Origin of the sequence: Marinomonas mediterranea MMB-1 (genome assembly GCF_000192865.1) — a bacterium.
Classification (GTDB): domain Bacteria; phylum Pseudomonadota; class Gammaproteobacteria; order Pseudomonadales; family Marinomonadaceae; genus Marinomonas; species Marinomonas mediterranea.
In genome coordinates, this window is the sequence record NC_015276.1 from 3,151,126 (window position 1) to 3,172,192 (window position 21,067).

A 21,067-nucleotide genomic window follows, 5' to 3' on the forward strand; every position below is an offset into this window, starting at 1 on the left:
AAGAAGGCGCTATGTTAGACACCAATGTATGTAGCAAAGCTCGGTTATCGCGGGACCCGAGGTTTGACGGTAAGTTTTTTATTGCGGTCAAAACCACGGGGATTTACTGTCGGACAATTTGCCCAGTGCGTACACCAAAAGAGGAAAACGTTACCTACTTTCCCAACGCTGTTTTAGCCGCCGACGCTGGGTTTCGACCTTGCCTTCGTTGTCGCCCAGACAGCGCGCCCGGCTCCCCGGCTTGGAAAGGCGTTGGCGCGACATTGGAACGAGCAATCAAAATCATTGACGAGGGCTACCTTCAAGCACATTCCCTGCAACAACTGGCGACAAGACTTGGCGTAACAGACCGTTACTTACGCAAATTATTTCGTCAACACATCGGTGTTTCACCGAAGCGCTACGCCTTGTATCAACAATGCTTGTTTGCAAAAAAACTGCTCCATCAAACGCCATTGCCCGTGTCACAAATCGCACTGGCTAGCGGATTTAACAGCATACGACGCTTTAATGATTGCTTTAAAAACCAACTCAATTTGTCTCCAACACAAATACGAGAAGAAAAAAGCGCGAAGACATCGGTTATTCGTCTGACACTGGCGTATCGACCGCCTTTAAACTGGCCTCACCTTGTCCAGTTTCTGAAGCGAAGAATGATTCCAACTATGGAATGGTGTGACGACAACGGTTATGGCAGGACATTCGAACTTAATGGTACAAAAGGGCACTTTACGCTTCGCCATGAACCTGAAGCGCACCAATTTCAAACCGATATAGAAATAGATGACATCCGAGCGTTAAAAGCCGTCGTCAACAATATTCGGCGCTTATTCGATCTGGATTCAGACCTAACCGTCATTGAGTCCGATTTATCTAACGCTTTAGGCACTCACTTTCCACTCACATCAGGCATTCGGCTTCCCGGCATTTGGAGTCTTTACGAAGCGGGCATTAGAGCCATTCTTGGCCAACAGATATCCGTTACCGCCGCCAAAAATTTAGTCGCTCAGCTGGTGGAGGAATTAGGGGAAGACGTGATGAAAGAGTCGCAGCAGTTAAAGCACTTCCCTACTCCCACGGCGGTTTCTCAAAGTGACTTAGCGTTTCTTAAAATCCCACAATCGAGAAAAAACACACTCATCCAGTTTAGTCATTACTATTGCAATGCCGCATCGCCGGATGACACCGATGAGTGGAACTCGATAACAGGAATTGGTCACTGGACAATACAATACGCTCGCTTAAGAGGGTTAAGTGATCCGAACATTCTTTTAGTGGGCGATTTAGGTGTCAAAAAAGCCATTAAGCAGTCCAAGGCAAACATTGACCCAACACTTGCCTCACCATGGAATAGCTATTTAACGTTTCAACTTTGGAGCAAACTGTCATGACCTATAACGATTACTTTGAAAGCCCTTTGGGCAAGATCGAAATTAAAGCCTCTGACAAAGGCATTACTCAGGTTATTTTCTGTGGCGAGCAAACAACAGAAGTTATACCAAGCCCTATTATCGATGAATGCAAAAGTCAGCTACACGCTTATTTCTCAGGACAGCTGAATGACTTTCAACTGCCCTTAGATATGCAAGGCACAGAGTTTCAAAACCGTGTTTGGCGAGTACTTACGACCATCCCGTTTGGAAAAACAATGAGCTATTTGGACATCGCTGAGAAGTTAAACAACCCCAAAGCCGTTCGTGCGGTTGGTGGTGCGAACGGAAGAAACCCCATCAGCCTGATTGTCCCTTGCCATAGGGTAATCGGCAGTAAAGGAACATTGACCGGCTACGCAGGCGGCGTCGCTCGAAAGCAATGGCTTCTAGAGCACGAAGGGATCGCTCTAAAAGGCAATAGCGATAATCTAGAAGCGCTGAACGATGCGATTCACCGCAGACAAGATAAAACCCAATTTTTAGACTAAATACGTCCGTGGTTTTTGAGGGTGAAGCACAGATCCTTCATCTAACCAATTTCGAATGACAGCACACCGAAGAAACGCTCGAATGGCAATTCAGGAAATACGCCTGTGTACATTCGAGCCGTCTCAAATGAAGGCTCCATATTGTAACGACTTGCCAAAGACAACGCTGATGCGTTGATCTCGGGAACATCGAGGAAGACTCTATCCTCTTTTGCAGTGCCCGCATTCAACGCCAAAAACAGAGTGTCTGCTAAATCAGGAGTATCTGCATACAGCGGCCCTATTTTATAACCATCACGACTCTTTCGAATCACACCCATCGCGACCAACTCATGGCCTTCGACGATACCAATGGCTTCTGCATCTAGTTGATTTATCCATAAGCGATTAAAACCAGCGCGATTTGCTGGAAAAAATGGCCTTTCGTAAGCCTGAATTTTTTCTAAAGGCAAGTCACCCAACCTAACAAGCCTAGCGCTATTTGGTGCATTAAACTGTGTATTTAGCTGTGCGTTTAAGCCATCTAACGACTCAACGCCCCCAGTACCTTCAAACCGAATATTGCGATAGGCGAGCTTAAAACCAAATTTTTTATAGTTCTCTTGTTGAGCGAGAACCCCATCCAAGCCAATATTACAGCCCTCTAAATAACGAAGCCCTTCGTTCCAAATCTGAATGCCATAACCTTGACCTCGGCACTCAGGCTTGACGATATAAAAGCCAAGAAAACCAAATGAGTCGTCGTACTTCACAACCGAAATGCAGCCAATGGGCTCTTCCCCAAGATAGCTCATCAAAAAACCATTAGGGTCCGCAGCGTGATAAAGCGACGCATCGAAACGGCCAGGGTTCCAGCCTTCCTCCGCCGCCCATTCAACAGCGAGACTAAGCTCAACCGTTGTCATCGTTTTAATTGAGAAAGTTTTATTAGACATTGAATCCCTTGCCTTACTGTGTAAATTACCGTCGAGTCGAAATGAGGCGCACTTTGAAGGCTCTCAATTTCTTAGCTGTGAACTTATACCGATACGACTAAGGTCTTCCAAGCCACGATTGAACCGTCGTCGAGCTGCATGGTTTCCATTTCATGGGTTTTGTCATCGCCATCTGGAAATATACGATCTGAGTCGTTACTCGTATCGGGCGTACCGCGCTCTGAATACAATGGCGCTTGTGTCGTAATGGATTTTACTAACGCATCATCAAACGACACTTGCGTGGTATAAGATCGTCCATTTTTCGTGACGGTCATATGAATGTGCACGGCACGCCCGGGATACCAGCCAGGGAAGCAAGTTTCAAAATAAACAGTACCTTGCTCGTTAGTCGGTTGTATCCCACGAAACCATTTGTGCTTAACGTACTCTTCATTGCCGCCTGAACAAAACTCTTCAGATCTCATGCCGTCTCCACTGTAAACACCATTCGCATCACAATGCCAAATATCGACATCGACGTTACTTAGTGGCTGACAGTCAATATCAACGACCTGAAAATAAAGGCGCACAGGTATCCCGTCCTGCCCTCCCGAAATATCTTGTCGTACAGGGCTCGTTGAATAACAAGGCCCCTCTGTTAACTTAGGTGTTAATTCACATAAACTGTTCGCCGCCAATTCTAAGAACGGTTTAGGGTACGAGCTAGATTGCAACGAAGCCGTGCCTCCGGTCAGCCACTTTGCCCCATAACGTTTCGTCGGTATTGCGTCAAAAAGATCTGACTCCTCCCCGCTCATAAAGGAAAAAAGCGAACCAGACGAGCCTTTGCAACCTTGAATTGCCGCTACCGATACACCCGCAAGACAACTTGCTGTCCACTTAAAGATACGTCGTCGAGAAATAGTTTTTGGCATGCTGCACCGTTTTTAAAGTTCAGTTTTAAAGATCTGGTTGTCTAATAGTATAAGCAAACAAAGCATACTGCCAAAATTAGAAAGGGCCGTGTACAAGCCTGCTTTAGAAATATTAGCACTTCCCAAACGGAACAAACCTTGCTTAACTTATCTTACTGTCCTCTTTAGAGTTTTACGCAATATGAAGACCCAACCCAATACGGAAAACTTTTTACTCGCCGCGAAACAGTCGGAAATTAATGCCTTAAAACGCTTAATGCTAAGCAGTAAATTAGTAATTCGTGTCACGGAGTTAATCCATGAATTGCAAAAAGAACGCGGGCTATCCAATTCGTTCCTAGTGTCAGAAGGCAATCGGTTTGCAAAAGAGCGCACAGCGGAACTTAAGATAACGCAAGCCGCACTTGATCAGTTCATCGAAGCGCTTGAATGGCTTGATCTGAAAAACTGCGGTTCGTCGACTATTCGGCTTTATAGCAGCATCGCCTTTGTTTTGCACCAGTTAGACGATTTGCCGCAATTTAGAGCGCAGCTCTCCCAACAAAAGGTCAAAGCGTCTGAAAATACAAAGTTCTTTAATCATCTGATCGCGGGGTTACTGTCCGTTATTTTTGAAGCGGCGGACATATCAAATGATCCAGACATCACTCGCGCATTGGTAGCGCTGTTTAATTTCGTACAAGGTAAAGAGTACGCAGGGCAAGAACGCGCATGGGGCGTCATTGGCTTTACAGTAGGAGAGTTCAACAGCCCGACGAGAGATCAAATCCACGCATTACAAGAAGCACAACAACGATGTTTTTCCATTTCGTGTGACTTCTCAACAGCCATTCCAAATGCTTTATGGAGGCAGCTGGAAGAAGACGAAGCGACAGCCGAACTCGGGAAAATGCGCCAACTCATTACTCGGTTCCAATCGGGAAATAGCGTACCCACCTCTATTAGCGAAGTCTGGTATCAAGCCGCCACGGTGCGCATTGATGGCATGCAAACGATCGTCAAACAGATGACGGAAGAACTTCTTAAACTGAGTCAGGACAAAATCACGCTTGCAGAAGAAGAACTACGACTTCATAAAGAACAACTTGTTAAGCTGGCGAACTATGAAGAACCACCGATGTCACCACTAACAGCCATGGACGAGAATAAAACTAACACCACGGTCAGTATTTCACAGGGGGTGAACGTGAAACTCGCCCACTCCCTCTATGACCTAGTACAACGTCAAGCCACGCATTTACAAAAAGTCAGTGAAGAATTATCCGCAGCAAAACAGACACTAAACGAGCGCAAGCAAATTGAAAAAGCAAAAGGCATCTTAATGTCCACTCAAAAGGTTGATGAAGAACAAGCTTACAAACAGCTTCGACAAGCAGCGATGGACGGGAACAAACGCATCATTGATATTGCAGAAAACATTATTAGTGTTGCGAGTATGCTAACCAACAAACCTTAACTGTACGGCTTTAACACGTCACTTTAAATGCACTAGTGTAAACGACAAGAACGCCAATTTGACTCGAAGTACGGTACGCCCTTTGATTTTTTGAGACGCAGCTCACAAAGCTATTCGTATCTTTACTAGGGATACAAACGTGCAATGCCGCTTTTTCCCTCCATATCGCCAACAATCCAAATTTTTTCAAATGGGTGATGATGCGGAACAGAGATATGATGCTCTAATGCTTTGATGTCCAACCGTGTCCAACTTGGGTGAGCATTGCGAATCACCAACCAGACACGTTTTGTCTGATAGCGTTTTTCCGCTTTATTATCCAATATTCGGTTAAGCGCTTTTAATAAGCGGTGATCTGGCTCTTTCTCCAAGTTACGAAGAAAGTCTCGCGTTTTATCGGTAAGATTGCGCCCAAGAATAGACATCGCCTCTTCTTCACTTCCATAAAGATGGGCGATCTCAAGATCAAGACGCTCTCCTTCAAACACACATGAAACATCGGGCCTAATGGGTTTATTATGCCAAATATGCCGAATCTTCTTGCCAGTATTACGCTCATACCAACGCATGAAGAGCCGTGCCGCATGATGCTCGAGTTCCAGCTTTTCCTCAACTGTGTTCTGCACAACGTCACTCCGCAGTCCATTCTCAACCTTAGATTAGCAACGAATAGACTAACTTTCTTTCAATTTGTGTTTGCGCCGTTTCTCATTTAATCCACATATTCTTCGTTTTAGCAACGAAAATGGGTTTTATAATGGTTTTTCAACAAAACGTGCGTTAAATCAAAAACGTGCACATATTAGCTTACGATGGAGTTACCATGAATGAAGATCAAGGTACGTTAGCATCCGGTCTGGGATCTAAAGAGTTTACCCTACTCGTCGCATTATTAATGTCGATTGTAGCAATCTCGATTGATGCGTTACTGCCGGCATTAGGTGTCATTGGTGGTGATATGCAAGCGGAGCATGCTAACCAACCTCAATTACTCATCAGTATGATATTTTTGGGGATGGCATCTGGGCAACTCATCGCAGGCCCCTTATCTGACGCATTAGGTAGAAGGCCTATTTTGTTTATTGGCTTCTCTTTATATCTGATTGGCACGGTGCTCTGCTTTTTTGCTAACGATATGCAAAGCCTACTTATTGGGCGCTTTATCCAAGGCCTCGGTATATCTGGTCCCTATATCGCCGCCATGTCGCTTGTTCGTGATGCGTTTAAAGGCATACAAATGGCAAAAACCATGTCCATTGTTATGCTTATCTTTGTGATGGTTCCAGCAATAGCGCCTTCATTAGGGCTACTTATGATGGCAATCGCAGATTGGAAAGCTATTTTTGAGATGTACTTTGTCTACGCCGCCATTTTACTACTTTGGATTACGCTGCGTCTTAAAGAAACCCTGCCAAAAGAAAAGCGCATTAAGCTTAATATGAAAGACTTCGGTGTCGCCTTTAAGGAAGTCATCAGCCATAGAATTACAGCCTCTTACACAGTCTGTATGGGGCTTTTCTTTGGTAGCTTTATTGGTTACCTGAACTCATCTCAACAAATCTTTCAGGATCAATTTAAAGTAGGAGACGCATTCAGTTTTTACTTCGGTGCTCTTGCATTGGTCCTTGGATTCTCTTCGATGGTCAACGCAAAAATTGTTGGTAAGTTCGGTATGCAAACCATTGTCATTCGAGCGATTTCAGGCATCGTAGCAGTGTCTGCAATATTTCTTGCGTTACATGCCGTCGTTGAGATTCAATTCTGGATGTTTATGGTCTTTGCAACCTGTCTATTTTTCTGCTTTGGTATGCTGTTTGGTAACACCAATGCACTCGCTATGGAGCCAATGGGTCACATTGCTGGCATCGCATCTGCGGTTATTGGGTGTGTCTCTTCGTTGATGTCCATGAGCTTGGGAACACTTATTGGGCAAATGTACGACAACTCGCTCATTCCTCTATGTGTTGGGTTCTCGTGTTTAGGTAGCCTAGCTTTGTGCTTGGTCATTTGGGCAGAGAGAGGCCGTAAACAAGACACAAACTTGGATGCGCTAGCTGTTTAAGCTAGCAGCAATCAGCACCACGTAAGGATAAAGTTAAAAAGCCCGTTTTAATTACTAAGACGGGCTTTTTTTTACTGGTTATGAAATGAGGCTCAGTATTTACTCGTTTACATCCATAAATCGACGGGCAAATTCACGGCTTTGATCAAGCGTCGAGTATCGAACAGACAACTCAGAAGCATTTAATGTGCCTTCTTCAATGCCACGTTGTTCACGCAAACAATCGTAAGTCGCCTTGATAGCGGCAAAGTAAGCGGCGTGTCCATTGACGACAATGCGTACACCATTTTTAGCCAATCGTTCTCGATCTGCCAATTTGGGGTTACCGTACGCCACCAGCATAAGTGGAATATTTACGTGAGCGCTGATAGCCTCTAGGTGTTCAAAGTCTTTAACACCCACCATGCAAACACCGTCAGCTCCCGCTGCTTCGTATGCTTTTACGCGCTCGATGGTCTCATCTGTAGTTAGTTGCCCTGCGTTAGTACGAGCAATAATCGACATTGCAGGATCGATACGAGCTTCTAGTGCGGCTTCAATTTTGCCAACGGCTTCTTCCAACGGGATCAAGTCTGTTGATTTATGGCCGTATTTGGCTGGCAACAATGTGTCTTCAATTGTAAGCGCTGCAACCCCTGCGCGCTCAAGCTCTACGATGGTACGCATCACATTTAACGCGTTTCCGTACCCGTGGTCAGCATCGGCAATGATAGGCAGTCTCGCCACTCGACCAATACGTGTAGCCTGCTCTACAAATTCACTTAAGGTAATTAAGGCAAAATCAGGAGCAGCAAGCACTTGAAGAGAGGCAACAGAACCACCGAGTATACCCACTTCGAAGCCCAAGTCCTCAGCAATACGCGCAGACATGGGGTCAAATGTCGAAGCGGTATAGTAACATTGGTCGCTTTCTAACAAAGCGCGAAAGTCTTTACGAAGGTCATGCTGGGAAGGGGTTGCCATTAAAATACTCCTGAAGTATTACCAATTTGTGGCTTGGTAATGCACTAATAACTTACAATTCTAAACTAAAAACTGAGCGCGATTTTATCTAACTTAACAACATATCTCACCCCAGAACCGGCACTGAAAGCGAAATTTTGTTATTCATTAGCGTTATGTTGGAAATTTACAACAAACATATTGACTATTTGGTTAATATTCTAACATCTAAAATCGAATTTGAAGTGCATTCAATACTTACAGAAGCAAACCAGCTTAAAAATCGGTTTACATATATTGGTAACGAGCGTTGAGCCTTAAACGTTATGATACCAACGACTCAATGAGCTCAAGCAAATAAAGCGGCTCCAACGCATCGCATTGAGATAACTTACGAATTAAACAGGCTTCCTTTGTCATCGAGTTCAACGGAAAAAATGCCTCTTTAGGTATTTGATGGTATTCCATCCAAGCAATTAATACTGACTTTAGTTGTGACTCAAAGATTTTAAACAACTCAAACTCGGCTTCGGTCAGTTTGTGACTCTCGCCCCAGTGGATGCGATAAACCACCATGCGATTCTGGCTTTCAACCCAACTTTGCCAAATATTGATCCACCCTTCGGCAAACGTCACTTTATTGGTAATCAAGTCATCCAATAAAACCTTAAATTCAGTTTGGTTTGCGTCAATCACAGATTGGAGTACTTCTTGCCAAAGCAATAGCTTAGAAGCGTAATTACTATACACAGTTGGCTTGGATACCTTAGCTTCGACAACGACCTGATCAATGCTGGTTCCTTGATAACCCGATTGGTTAAACAGTCGTTGAGCGGCTTCTGCGATCAGCCCTTTTTTGGAAGGTCGTCCTCTTGCCATAATTATTCTACTACCTTCTGAAAATTGTTGGGGGATTATGCCACGATTTCAGATTACCTGCCGTGCGAAAAATTCATATAAAAAATGTACAAACAGAAGCTTGACGAATTCATCAATAAGAATTAAATTAACTATACCGTTTAGTTAAAAAATATATTTTTCGTAAACAGAGGATGCAAAGATGCAAAGCGATAATGGTTACTACGGTGAGTTTGGTGGAAGCTACATTCCAGAAATACTCTACTCCAGCCAACAACAAATTCTGAACGCTTACGAAGAAGCGAAGAATGACCCTGCCTTTATCGCCGAGCTAAAACAACAATGGCAAGAATACTCAGGTCGCCCTACGCCACTTACATTCTGTAAGAATTTAACAGAACATTTTGGTGGTGCGCAGATTTACTTAAAACGTGAAGATTTAAACCATTCTGGCGCGCACAAAATGAACAATGTGATTGGCCAAGGGTTGCTTGTTAAACGCATGGGTAAAAAACGCGTCATAGCTGAAACAGGCGCTGGGCAACACGGTATCGCAACCGCCCTCGTTTGTGCTCGCTTGGGATTAGAATGCACCATTTATATGGGCGCAAAAGATGTAAAACGCCAATACCCAAATGTCTTCTGGATGGAGCAATTAGGTGCGACTGTTGTCCCTGTAACAGAAGGTTCTCAAACACTAAGAGACGCATTAGACGAAGCATTACGAGACTGGTCTTCGACACACGAAGACAGCCATTACCTAATAGGGACAACCTGTGGCTGTGCTCCTTTCCCTGAAATGGTGGCCTTCTTTCAGTCTGTCATCGGCGAAGAGGTCAAAGAGCAAAGTAAGGCTCAGTTTGGTCGATACCCAGATAAACTCTACGCTTGTGTCGGTGGCGGCTCTAACGCTTGCGGACTGTTCCTTCCATTTGTAGACGACAAAGACGTCGAAATGGTGGGTGTCGAAGCAGGCGGTAAAGGCACAAAGCTGGGCGAGCACTCTATTCGTTTGTCCCATAATTTAGGCACACCGGGGATTGCCCAAGGTTTTGCCAGCATCTTTATTCAGGATGATGCGGGGCAACTTCAAGAAACCCATTCTATTTCCGCCGGTTTAGATTACGTTGGTGTCTCTCCTATTATCGCGCACTTGGCGAAAGAAGGCCGCATCAATATGACCTACGCTATGGACGATGAAGTGGTCGATGCCTGCACGTTACTTTTGAAAAATGAAGGCATTATCCCTGCACTTGAATCCTCTCACGCATTAGCAGGCGCCTTTAAAGATGCGCCTTCGATGTCGAAAGACACTCACATCGTCATTAACTTGTCTGGTCGTGGTGATAAAGACATTTTCAACGTCGCAAAAGCACTGCAAGACCCTACGTTCCCTAACTTCTTAAACGACTACTTAGAAGACTACGAAAAAGATACGTTGATTAAAAAAACAGAAAAGGAGGCATAGACAATGAGTCAATTAGCAAACTACATAAACGCTAAACGCGAGTCCAAACCCATTCTGTCTATGACTCACGTTGTCTATGGATACCCTACTGTTGAAGAGAGCTTAACGTGGATGGGCACTCTACTTGAGAACGGTGCGGATTTTATCGAAGTTCAGTTCCCTTTTTCCGACCCTGTTGCCGATGGCCCAACAATCGTTGCAGCCTGCCACAAGGCGTTAGAACAAACCTTATCCGTTGAGCAGTGTCTTAAGGATATTGGCCAATTAGCTAAAAAATACCCTGAAAGCCGTTTAGTGTTGATGAGTTACTTGAACCCAATGTATCGATACGGCTTAGATAAACTGGTTGAGCGATGCGCTGAAGAAGGCATTTTAGGACTGATTCTACCTGACTTACCTTATGAGCAAGCTGGGGGCTTAAGAGCAGCCTGTGACAAGCACGGCATAGATCCGGTTTGGTTGGTTACGCCGGTGACACCAAAGGATCGAATGGCATTTCTTGCATCAAATGCTCAAGGCTTTCTCTATTGTGTGGCCCGTTCTGGAGTGACGGGTAATTCCAATCACGATGGTGAAGGTGCGCAAACCGAGCTTCAACACTACCTTGCTTCGATCCAAAGCGATTCAAGTGCGCCATTGGGCGTTGGATTTGGATTGCGTCGACGAGAGCAAATAAAAGAGCTCGAAGGTCATGCCGATATCGCCATTCTGGGCTCGGCTTTGTTAGATGCTTACAACCAAGGCGGTCAAGAAACAGGAATCGCTTTATTTAAGGAACTGTTTAGCCATTAACATTCAAAATTTGGGTTTGCCCTTAACGGGGTAAACCCAAATCTCTTCTAATAATTTTTTTGTTACTGGTCGTCGTTAATGACTCTTCATTAATTACTGACGCTCTGATAATTCTCAGTCTACGCCCTACTACTCCTAAGGTTTTTTGCGCAAATAGCAATTTGGGACACTTCTTTTTCCTTCCTTTTAGAGATACTTCAACTCACTTATGTACTGTTTATTTAGTCGTTAATTTGAGGTAGAAGAGTATTATGAAGTTAAAGAACGTACTCGCAATCATCGCAGGAGTCGGTGCTATTCTTTTAGCTGTCATTGTCGTTGACGAGCTGGAACCCAAATCCTCTCCCAAAAAAGAGGCATCTGCTAATTCACTTCCTCCGACAACGGTTTTGTCAGCGGTTCCAACTTACCACAGATCACATTTGTCACTGCTAGCAACAACGGCGAAGCGTTGGCCTGTAAAAATAAAAGCCACAAGCAACGCTCAGCTTATTTGGCTGGATCCGTTACTGGAACCCGGTCAGCTCGTTAAAAAAGGAACGCCTCTGGTTCGTCTTGATACGTCTAATCTTGCATCCAATTTAGCGCAAGCAAAAAGTGAACTAGCACAATCCAAACTGAACCTTGAAAAAACACAACACCAACAAGCGGTCATTTTAAAAACACGAAAGTCACAAAAAAGCTCTCCATTTGCTCGACTTGAACCTCAAATTTCTGCGGCTAAAGCTGAGCTTAGCCGCTCAGAGTATTTTTATGCCAGCGCCAAAAAGTCGTTCGAAGAAGCGACGATTGTTGCGCCATTCGATGCGATTATTACCCATAGATATGTTAGCCCAGGCGAATGGTTGGAAGCTGGACAAATTTTGTTTGAACTAGCATCCAGTGATTCTTTGAATATTACACTTCCTATTTCTGAATTGAACTGGCGCAAAGCACAGCAGGCACTTAAAACCAACCAAATAACCGTCAACGATCGCGCAGGTAACCAATGGCCAGCACACCTGCGCTTTATCTCTCCTGAAGTTGACCCAATCACTCGACAACGACAGATTACCCTTTCGGTAACACAACCATACCAAAGCAATAAGCCCTTACTTGCAAACCAACAAGTCAAAGTCACACTGAATTTAAGCGAGCAACCCAACATCGTTGCTTTGCCTATTAGTAGTCTGACACGAGACGGCTTTATTTGGACTCTTAATGAAAATAACCGCCTTAACCAAGAGAAAGTAACCCTCATTGAGCAAAGAGAAAATCAAATTTTCGTCCGTTTCGACAACAACAGCAATGCTACTCGTGACGTCGTTGTTTACCCTCTTATCTCTATGCTGCCGGGCAAACAAGTGTCCCCTCAACCACTTAACGCCACATTGTCAACGGAGAAGACGGAATGAATTGGTTAACAAAGTGGTTCATCCACAATCCCGTCGGGGCAAATTTACTTATGCTTGCTATTTTAAGCAGCGGTGTGATGGCGATCAGTCAACTTAGGGTTGAATCCTTCCCTCAAATCGCACCATCTGCTTTAGTCATAAACGTTGCCTACCCTGGAGGCACGGCGAAACAAATTGACGAGAGCGTCACCCAACGAATAGAAGAATCCATTAGCGGAGTGGCTGGAATAAAACAAATCATCAGCCAATCCCGTGCAGGTATGGCAAGCGTGGTTGTACGAAAAACCAACCGCGCAGATTTAGATCAGCTATTGGAGGACGTAAAGAACAATGTAAATGCCATTAGCAATTTCCCCGTTCTAGCGGAAAAACCTCAAATTACCCGAGAAGCATTTACAAATTTGGCTGCCTTTGTTGTGATATCTGGTGCCAGAAGCGACGATCAGTTACAACCCATCGCATTACAAGTAGAGCAAGCCCTTAGAAAACAACCTAACATTTCCAATGTCGAAAATTGGGGACATCGAAAATCACAACTGGTGATCCAACCCAATTCAGATCATCTAAAAGAATTAGGAATGAACTTAGAGTATTTGGCATCCGCCATTGAAAAAATGTCGTTAGAGTTTAAAACAGGAGAATTAGTGAGCGACAAAGGTCGTATTATGGTACGAGGTGACGGCTACGCTGACAATCTTCAAAAACTCGGTCAGTTAGTCGTATTATCAGGCCCGTCAGGAACCATTCATTTGCATGACGTTGCAACCATACATCGCGGATTTGAGCAAAGTGGATCAATCGTTCGTAACAATGGAATCAACGCAATTGCGCTACTAATCAGCACCAGTCAAACCGATAACCTACTAAAAGTCAGTGACGCAATTGCCGATACGCTCTCAGAACAACGGCGAATTTTACCCAACGACATTCAATTAACGACACTGGCCGATATGGCGCCCTATATTGAAGATCAATTGTTTAGATTGGGCGATAACGCCTGGCAAGGGCTCATAATTGTCATCGTTTTACTAGGCTTATTTCTAAACCTAAAACTGGCATTTTGGGTAGCTGCGGGCATACCTGTCGCTATTGCAGGAACACTTGCCGCGATGAATCTTACTCATTACAGTATCAACGATATTACGTTATTTGGTTTTATCCTCGTTCTGGGCATTCTTGTTGACGATGCCGTTGTAGTGGGCGAAGCAATTCACGAACAAAAAAGCCTTCTTCGCTCTACAGACGATCACAAAAAAAACGGCCGACTTGCAGCTTGGAAAGGCGTACATTCAGTCTCAGTTGCTACCATTTTTGGTGTATTGACCACCATTGCCGCCTTTTCACCCATGCTATGGATTAACAATGATCTAGCAAAAGTATTGGCAGGGTTTTCGGCAGTTGTTATTTTCGCCCTGATATTTTCTCTGATAGAGAGTAAATTTATACTCCCTTCTCACCTTGCCCAAAGCCGCTTCTCTTCAGAACCTCAAGGTTGGATAGGAAAAATACAATCCATTGCTCAATCTGGGCTAACTTGGTTTAACCTCAAGATTTACCAACAAACACTGGAGACAGCGTTAAAGTTTAAATTCGCCACTTTACTTGGCTTTATTGCTTTTATTGTTCTGGCTTACGGTATGTGGTCAACGGGCAGTATTCGAAGCGCTCTCTTTCCTGAAATTCCCGGCCGCTACCTAACCGCAAAAGTTTCATTAGAAGACAATGCACCACTTCCTCTCCAAAAAAGTGCATTGTATCAAATTGAACAATCTATGGAAAAAGTAGAGCAATCACTCGTTAAGCGTTTCTCCCTCACAGAAGACCCTGTTAAAAATCTACTCTCTTGGTCGGATGGCTATGGAGATATTGAAATAACAGCAGAGCTGACCAGTGAAGCACTGCGTAAAATCCCGGGTAATTTATTAATCGACAGATGGCGCCAGCACACAGGCAGTATTGAAGGAGCCTATTCAGTGCAGTTCAGCTCCGGCGACTCTCCTGCTGGCAAAACCTTTCTGTCTGTCACCTCAGCCGATAGAGAGTTAGCGAAACGCGTTAGCACTCGGCTTTCGCAAGCCTTGTCGATACTACCAGGTGTTGCAGATGTCTATAATAACGGCAAAGATGGACAGCTTCAGGTTCGTTTATTGCTGAATGAATACGGTCAACAATTAGGGCTGACTCAAAGCGCGTTAGCCCGTTTAGCAGGGGAAGCATTCGGGGAGCGAGCGATTCATCGATTGCTTGAACAAGGCCAAGAAACCAAAGTGTTACTGCAATATCCGCGTAAAGACAGAATGAGCCTTGCACAACTAAAGCACGCCAGTGTGATGCTTTCCGAAGGAAAACAAGTTGTATTGGGCGATATAGCAGAACTAAAACTCGAACAAGAGCCGCAAGTTGTTTATCGCCGTAACCGAGATCAGGTGATCAATGTGTATTGGAAGCAAAATCGCTCTATTCAGCCTCCTGAACAAACCATGGCACAGTTGCAAGATACGATTCATGCCCTCCAACACGAATACCCAAATGTAAATATACGAGCAGGTGGTGAATTTGAAGAGATTGGTGAAGTATCAAGCGGCTTTAAATCGGCAATGATCCTAACGATTTTGTTCATATATATTTTGCTTGCGGTGCCGCTAAAATCCTATTGGCAACCTTTTATTATAATGGCGGTTATTCCGTTTGGTTTTGCGGGTTCGATATTTGGCCATTACATTATGGATTTGCCCATAAGCTTATTGTCTATGTTCGGGATGATGGCGATGACAGGGATTGTCATCAACGATTCTCTGGTATTGATCACACGATTTAACAGCGAGTTTCGTTCAGGAATGCCACTTAAGCAGGCATTAATCACCACAGGAACCAGTCGTTTTCGCGCCATTTTCTTAACCACCATAACCACGGTATGCGGGCTTTTGCCGTTGCTAAGCGAAAGTGCGGAACAAGCGCAATATTTAAAACCTGCGGCAGTGTCACTCGTATTCGGTGAACTCTTCGCTACCACAGTAACGCTTATATTAATTCCCATTTTGCTAGGGTTAACGTCGAGAAAAATGTCAGAGCCACGCACAGAGGGCTCGTTGAAAAACGCTTAATCGGTAACAAAGGTTGCACTCTTGCACCGCGCTTTTACCCACTAAGAGCGCGGTGCAAAATAAGAGTGTGATGCGAAATACAGTGATTAAATTGATTTAACTCTCTCAACATCCGATACTGTTTCTTACTTTATCTTATGAGCTTTCCTTTGTGACCTACTTCGGTAAAGAGACAAGTATCAACATTCCTGCCCTCTTAGTGCCAGAGATGGCACTACTTAATAGGCTACCTAAGCATCGTCGAAAACGATTTGAACAAGCGTTACATCTGATGTATGAAAGCTTTGAAGAGCATATGTCTTGGGAACAAATCGCCACTCATTGTTCAATCTCTCCTTATCATTTCCATCGCCAATTTACAGAGTTTTTTAACGAAACACCCGGACAATATATGAATAGACTGCGGCTTCAAATCGCAGTAAATCTATTGATGAGCGATACTTCAATAAACATCACAAATGTCGCGCAAAAGTGCGGTTTTTCGTCTTCGCAAGCACTTGGAAAAGCACTCAAGCGAGAACTGGGTGTAACAGCGAAACACATCCAAGGCATGGGAAAAAACTCAACACCGAAAGAAACCACAACGTTTTTAAACCAACTTGCGCACCCTGGAAGAAATACGTCTCTGGAACAAGAGTTAGCACAGTTTATGACAACTGAGTTAATCTGGTACCCTCCAAGAGGGGTTAAAAAAGTATGGCTTAGTAACACGGATTGGGATGCTATTTTTGCAACTTATGGGGCCCGATCAACACGACTACTCGGTGCAACACCAATAGATCAATTGGAAAACAGTTGGAGTGAAATTCATACGACAATAGGAGACTGGCAAAGCGATGTACAAGAGTATGATTTCTTTATCCCTGAGGGGCTTTATTTTTGCAGCGACGTGTATATAACAGGAGATGTAGGCTATTTAACAGCACTTGAACACTTGTTTAACCTTGCGGAGAAGAAAAAGCTCAAAATTAATGCACACGCGTTCTTTGTAGAAATGGTTCGAAGCATCGAACTGAGTCAAACGGGCGGCGTTACATTTTCGTTTCAAATTCCCATTGTATCGTAACCGTCATTTACGGTGGTAACTGTTCTAATCACCACCGTATCTGTTCTATATAGGGAAAAGCATTATCTAGGTTGCACGTATCCTACCGCCATTAACTCTCCACTGGGTACGCCCGAACGAGAGCCACCTTTCGCTTCTTCGGTTATAATGACACGTAATACACTGATACTATTTACAATCGCTGGATCAATCGCTTTGATCTGAGTCTCTGATAGATCCGTTACACCTAAAGAAACTGGTTCATCTCGTCCAACAATCGCCCACAACTCAAGATCTTTGTTGTCAGCGATACGGCCTTCAATAGGCGATATTCGAATGCGGTCTGTCACATCGTCAAACTGAACGTTTAATTTGATACCTTCTTCTATCGCAACAATTTGTGTTTGATACTTAGCTTTAAATTGAGTGGGAGACACCAACCAAATGGCGCACGTAATGAAAAACACCATAAGCGCTAACCAAGTAAAGCGTTTTTTGAAACGCGTCCTAGGCAGCACATTGACTTTATCATCGTCTTCAATGGCTTTACGAATCAATGCTCGCCAAACCGTAGGTGACATGGATTCTGGTGATTGACTCGACAGCTCGCCTAAACGCTCTACCCAGTACTCATATTCGCCAGTCAGCGCGCTATCCGTCGACAAGCGGCGTTCGAACTCCTGAGCGTCTGAGGCTGATAAGATCCCCGCTGCGTACTCAGCGGCAAGAAGACTGTCCTTGTGTTTTTTATCATTATTCATAGGCTAATGACCTGTTATTGCGCCCTGTTGGATTTTATTATTCGAATTCAAGCTGCAAAATGTCATAAGTCGGTTGCAAATAAAACGGTCACCAATACATTGAGACATGTTGTTGTAATCGCAACGTCCTTCAGGCTTAGTTCGGGCTTATTTATTGGCCTTTTGCTAACTTGAGGAACCCTTTGTGTATTCTTCTAGTAGTAAACCATACACCACCAACAATCAATGGTACAGACAGACCAACAACAAGACTTTTATCAAAACTAACACCTTGTTCGTAAACGGCCTCTATTAAATGCTTTACTAGCCCAACGCTGTAATAACTTATAGCGGCAACGGATAAGCCTTCTACTGTATGTTGCATCGCAAGTTGTATTTTAGAACGCCGATCCATTGATGCAAGTAAGTGTTGATTCTGCGCCTGAATCGACATTTCAACCTTGGTTCGCATCATGTCGGAAACACGGTCGATTCGCGTTGATAAGCTCTCTAGGTGTTCATTTGTCGTTTTACACGTTCGAACCGCAGGCGTTAAACGACGCGTCATAAATTCAGTGAGCGTCAGATGTCCCGATACTTCGTCTTCTTTGAGCTCTTGCAGCCTTTTGAGAACAAGCTCATGATACGCAATGGTCGCACTGAAACGGTACGTGCATTTTGCTCGGGCATCTTCAACCCACGCGGCCATATCGATGAGCTTTGCAAGTAATTCAGGTTCATCTTGTTTCAGTGTGTTCTCACTTAATAATGACGTCATTGAAGCAAGCTTGTCGTCCATTGAACTCAATTGTCGACTGTACTCTCTTGCCATGGGCAAACCGAGCAGCGCTATCAGACGATATGATTCGATCTCTATGATTCTTCGAACCATACGACCTAATTGGCTGTCACTCATATTACGGTTGTAGACAAGAAAACGCCCACAGCCATCACTGTGTAATTGAAAACTTGTCCAGAGCTGAGCATCGCCACTTTGCGGCTGACTACCGACAAGTCGCATGCCTTCAAAGAAAGATTTTACTTCGGCCAATTCGGGTTCAACTTGTTCGCGCGCATCTTCAACCGCAAGATGGAATGCCGCGACCACAACACCCACCATATTAGCAACCCAATTTGGCGGGAGAGTTTGCAGCGACGTGGTTGCAAAAGGGTCCCTTAAAAAAGGCCCGCCTTCATTAATCACAAGATAAGACACAAACTCTGAGTGAGTTTCTCGCCTTATACGAATGTCATTTACTTCAAACTCTAGACAGGCTCCATCCTCTGCCGGTGGAACCAATCCATAGCGGCGAAACAAATCACAGAAATGCAAAAAGTCTGCTAATTTTCCTTCCGAATCCAACATAATAGCCAGATAACTAACACGCGACGGGCTTTTAATAACCTGAAATTGTCTTGAATGAAGTTCGGCATAAAGCGCGTCTCGCTGAGGATGTATAGAGAGCTGGTAAGGATTTGTTGTTGTCATTTTTTTGCGTCGTGACGTCTCAGAATCGTTAAAAATAATGTTATTTATGCCTATCTTTTGGAAAAAATTCAAACACAAGTGCACTATTGCAGCGTGATTACTCTCATAAAAGCGTCATTTCGCTGTCATATTTTTCTGAGAAGGTAGATTTTATCTATAAAAGCACGCTGATCAAAAAAATTAGCTTTGATAAATCACGAATAAGTCGCTTGTCATGCAATTAAAAAGAAGGGCCTTCGGCCTAGTTATAAGGAGAATGTCTTTTGCTTTCATTGAGACTTAGACGCAAGCCAGCACAGAGCAAACTAAGCAAGTTTAACCGACCGAATAAGACCGCCATTGTCACATTAAAATCGTTAACCCCCGTCCAGAGAGTGGAAGAAAGATACCTGTCATTCTCGATTGACATTTCGGTTGTGGCGGGTGGTTTTTGGTGGGAAGGCAGCCAAAAAACAAAAGATGGATTGGGTACGGAGCGCATCCCTCCCATCGACTTGAACCAAAAAAAGCTGGATTTATTGGTTCAAGCTTTGGGACCAGCTTACCTGAGAGTAGGTGGATCAGAAGCCGATAAAGTACATTATTTTACAACTAGCCGCACGCCTTCAGATCCAGCCCCTCTAATCATTACCCAACAAATATGGGATGCACTGCATCAATTTGTAGAGCGTAACCAACTCGGCTTTATGTTCACGTTTAAATATGGTCTCTTTAACCGTAAGCAACATGGCGACTGGTTGCCTGAAGAAACTCAAGGCTTATTGCAATATTGTCGTCAGAAGGGCTATAAAATTGATGTCTGTGAACTGGGTAACGAACTGAATGCATATTGGGCGTTCCATGGTATTCGTTCCCAACCTTCTGCCAACAAGCTTGCTAAAGACTACGACCGATTTTGTCGTCTGGTCAGAATGGTGTCTCCAGATTCTCGTATCGCAGGTCCTGGCAGTGCATTTTGGCCAAAACTAGGCGAAACAATTCGCCCCTTTTCCAATATTACGACACATCTTCTTGCCAATATGGAAGAACGATTAGACATAATCGATTGGCATTATTACCCATTTCAAAGCAAACGTTCCCCTGTGCGGACACGAACCGCGACGTTAGAAAAAGTCATTGCTCCGTCGTCATTAGACGACTTTGAGCAATACGCTCGCCAACTATCTCGATGGCGTAACAAACACCAGCCTAGCGCCACGCTTTGGACTGGCGAAACTGGATCTGCCCAATGCGGCGGCCAAGCTAAATTGTCTGACCGCTTTGCATCCTGTTTTTGGTGGGCAGACCAGTTAGGGAGAGGTGCGCTGCTTGGTCAAACGACCATGGTACGCCAAAGTCTGATAGGCGGTGATTACGCTCTTATCAACCGCAAAACGCTCAAACCCAACCCAGATTATTGGGTAAGTTGGCTTTGGGGGAAATTAATGGGGCAAGAGGTATACCAGGTTGAATGTTTCGACCCTGATATTCAGGCCTATTGTCACAGCGGGAAAAAAGAGGGCAAATGCACCTTGCTCATCATAAATATGACATCTAAACCCAAGCGTATACTCTGCCACAATTTTGGAGCCAAAAAAAAGCGATTCGAAATCACCGCCGCATCGCTAACATCCAAAAAAGTTCGTATTAACGGCGCCAAGCCCAAATTTAATAACGGAAAAGTTAAGTTACGGGACTTCCCAAAGCTTTCGAAGTTAAACTTAGTCAGCCCTTACAGCATTAATTTTTGGTGTTTCGAACACCAAACGACACTAAAAGAAACGAATAATAGCCCAAGCAATGAAGTGTACTCAGCTCAACCTACACCCGCCAAAATTAATAACGTCATACCACTTTACCCAGATGAAGAAATCAAACCTGATACAGTTCCTGCACCTGCACCAATTAACGTTATTTCATTAGCATCGGATGCACAAAACACCAATGAAGATTAATAACATATAG

General features: G+C 44.2%; 17 protein-coding genes. 10 read left to right on the top strand and 7 right to left on the bottom strand.

What is annotated here, in order from left to right; genetic code table 11:
• Positions 1-11: 11 nt before the first annotated feature.
• Entirely contained in the window at positions 12-1,391 is a 1,380-nt protein-coding gene (locus MARME_RS14430; protein ID WP_013662001.1) for a DNA-3-methyladenine glycosylase 2 family protein, read from the top strand.
• Positions 1,388-1,921, top strand: a complete 534-nt coding sequence (locus tag MARME_RS14435) for a methylated-DNA--[protein]-cysteine S-methyltransferase (RefSeq protein WP_013662002.1) — start codon at positions 1,388-1,390, stop codon at positions 1,919-1,921. Before MARME_RS14430 ends, MARME_RS14435 begins: the two co-directional genes overlap by 4 nt.
• 41 nt (positions 1,922-1,962) lie before the next feature.
• Here the strand turns inward: MARME_RS14435 and MARME_RS14440 are convergent, their stop codons facing one another.
• Together MARME_RS14440 and MARME_RS14445 are read right to left on the bottom strand one after the other, a co-directional pair.
• Positions 1,963-2,856, bottom strand: coding sequence for a GNAT family N-acetyltransferase (locus tag MARME_RS14440; protein ID WP_013662003.1), 894 nt, complete (start codon positions 2,854-2,856; stop codon positions 1,963-1,965).
• Between the two features lie 83 nt (positions 2,857-2,939).
• On the bottom strand, positions 2,940-3,773 hold the full coding sequence (locus tag MARME_RS14445; protein WP_013662004.1) for a dioxygenase family protein: 834 nt from the start codon (positions 3,771-3,773) through the stop codon (positions 2,940-2,942).
• A gap of 181 nt (positions 3,774-3,954) precedes the next feature.
• On the opposite strand from MARME_RS14445, the gene MARME_RS14450 reads away from it, so the two are divergent.
• Positions 3,955-5,229 (top strand): nitrate regulatory protein, encoded by a 1,275-nt coding sequence (locus MARME_RS14450; protein WP_013662005.1) that lies wholly within the window; start codon positions 3,955-3,957, stop codon positions 5,227-5,229.
• Positions 5,230-5,354: 125 nt separating this feature from the next.
• On the opposite strand, the gene MARME_RS14455 is transcribed toward MARME_RS14450, so the two are convergent.
• Positions 5,355-5,855, bottom strand: a complete 501-nt coding sequence (locus tag MARME_RS14455) for a hypothetical protein (protein ID WP_013662006.1) — start codon at positions 5,853-5,855, stop codon at positions 5,355-5,357.
• Between the two features lie 197 nt (positions 5,856-6,052).
• On the opposite strand from MARME_RS14455, the gene MARME_RS14460 reads away from it, so the two are divergent.
• Positions 6,053-7,291 (top strand): multidrug effflux MFS transporter, encoded by a 1,239-nt coding sequence (locus MARME_RS14460; protein WP_013662007.1) that lies wholly within the window; start codon positions 6,053-6,055, stop codon positions 7,289-7,291.
• Between the two features lie 99 nt (positions 7,292-7,390).
• Here the strand turns inward: MARME_RS14460 and MARME_RS14465 are convergent, their stop codons facing one another.
• The gene (locus MARME_RS14465; RefSeq protein ID WP_013662008.1) at positions 7,391-8,254 is read right to left on the bottom strand and encodes an isocitrate lyase/PEP mutase family protein; all 864 of its coding nucleotides are present in this window, start codon (positions 8,252-8,254) and stop codon (positions 7,391-7,393) included.
• 303 nt (positions 8,255-8,557) lie between these two features.
• The gene (locus tag MARME_RS14470; RefSeq protein ID WP_013662009.1) at positions 8,558-9,112 is read right to left on the bottom strand and encodes a TetR/AcrR family transcriptional regulator; all 555 of its coding nucleotides are present in this window, start codon (positions 9,110-9,112) and stop codon (positions 8,558-8,560) included.
• Positions 9,113-9,293: 181 nt separating this feature from the next.
• Between MARME_RS14470 and trpB the strand changes: the two genes are divergently transcribed.
• The 5 genes from trpB (at position 9,294) to MARME_RS14495 (ending at position 16,915) form a co-directional block, all read left to right on the top strand.
• Positions 9,294-10,559: a tryptophan synthase subunit beta gene (gene trpB, locus MARME_RS14475; protein ID WP_013662010.1), complete on the top strand. Its 1,266-nt coding sequence runs from the start codon at positions 9,294-9,296 to the stop codon at positions 10,557-10,559.
• Between the two features lie 3 nt (positions 10,560-10,562).
• On the top strand, positions 10,563-11,351 hold the full coding sequence (gene trpA, locus MARME_RS14480; protein ID WP_013662011.1) for a tryptophan synthase subunit alpha: 789 nt from the start codon (positions 10,563-10,565) through the stop codon (positions 11,349-11,351).
• Between the two features lie 251 nt (positions 11,352-11,602).
• Positions 11,603-12,745: an efflux RND transporter periplasmic adaptor subunit gene (locus MARME_RS14485; RefSeq protein WP_013662012.1), complete on the top strand. Its 1,143-nt coding sequence runs from the start codon at positions 11,603-11,605 to the stop codon at positions 12,743-12,745.
• On the top strand, positions 12,742-15,849 hold the full coding sequence (locus tag MARME_RS14490; RefSeq protein WP_013662013.1) for an efflux RND transporter permease subunit: 3,108 nt from the start codon (positions 12,742-12,744) through the stop codon (positions 15,847-15,849). Before MARME_RS14485 ends, MARME_RS14490 begins: the two co-directional genes overlap by 4 nt.
• Positions 15,850-16,057: 208 nt before the next feature.
• Entirely contained in the window at positions 16,058-16,915 is an 858-nt protein-coding gene (locus MARME_RS14495; RefSeq protein WP_049787830.1) for a helix-turn-helix domain-containing protein, read from the top strand.
• A 62-nt stretch (positions 16,916-16,977) separates the two neighbouring features.
• Here the strand turns inward: MARME_RS14495 and MARME_RS14500 are convergent, their stop codons facing one another.
• A complete protein-coding gene (locus tag MARME_RS14500; RefSeq protein ID WP_013662015.1) occupies positions 16,978-17,655 on the bottom strand; it encodes an anti-sigma factor in 678 nt (225 codons plus the stop codon).
• 151 nt (positions 17,656-17,806) lie between these two features.
• On the bottom strand, positions 17,807-19,123 hold the full coding sequence (locus tag MARME_RS14505) for a DUF3422 domain-containing protein (protein WP_013662016.1): 1,317 nt from the start codon (positions 19,121-19,123) through the stop codon (positions 17,807-17,809).
• Positions 19,124-19,386: 263 nt separating this feature from the next.
• Between MARME_RS14505 and MARME_RS14510 the strand changes: the two genes are divergently transcribed.
• Positions 19,387-21,057: a glycosyl hydrolase family 79 N-terminal domain-containing protein gene (locus MARME_RS14510; RefSeq protein ID WP_013662017.1), complete on the top strand. Its 1,671-nt coding sequence runs from the start codon at positions 19,387-19,389 to the stop codon at positions 21,055-21,057.
• The last annotated feature ends 10 nt before the right edge of the window (positions 21,058-21,067 follow it).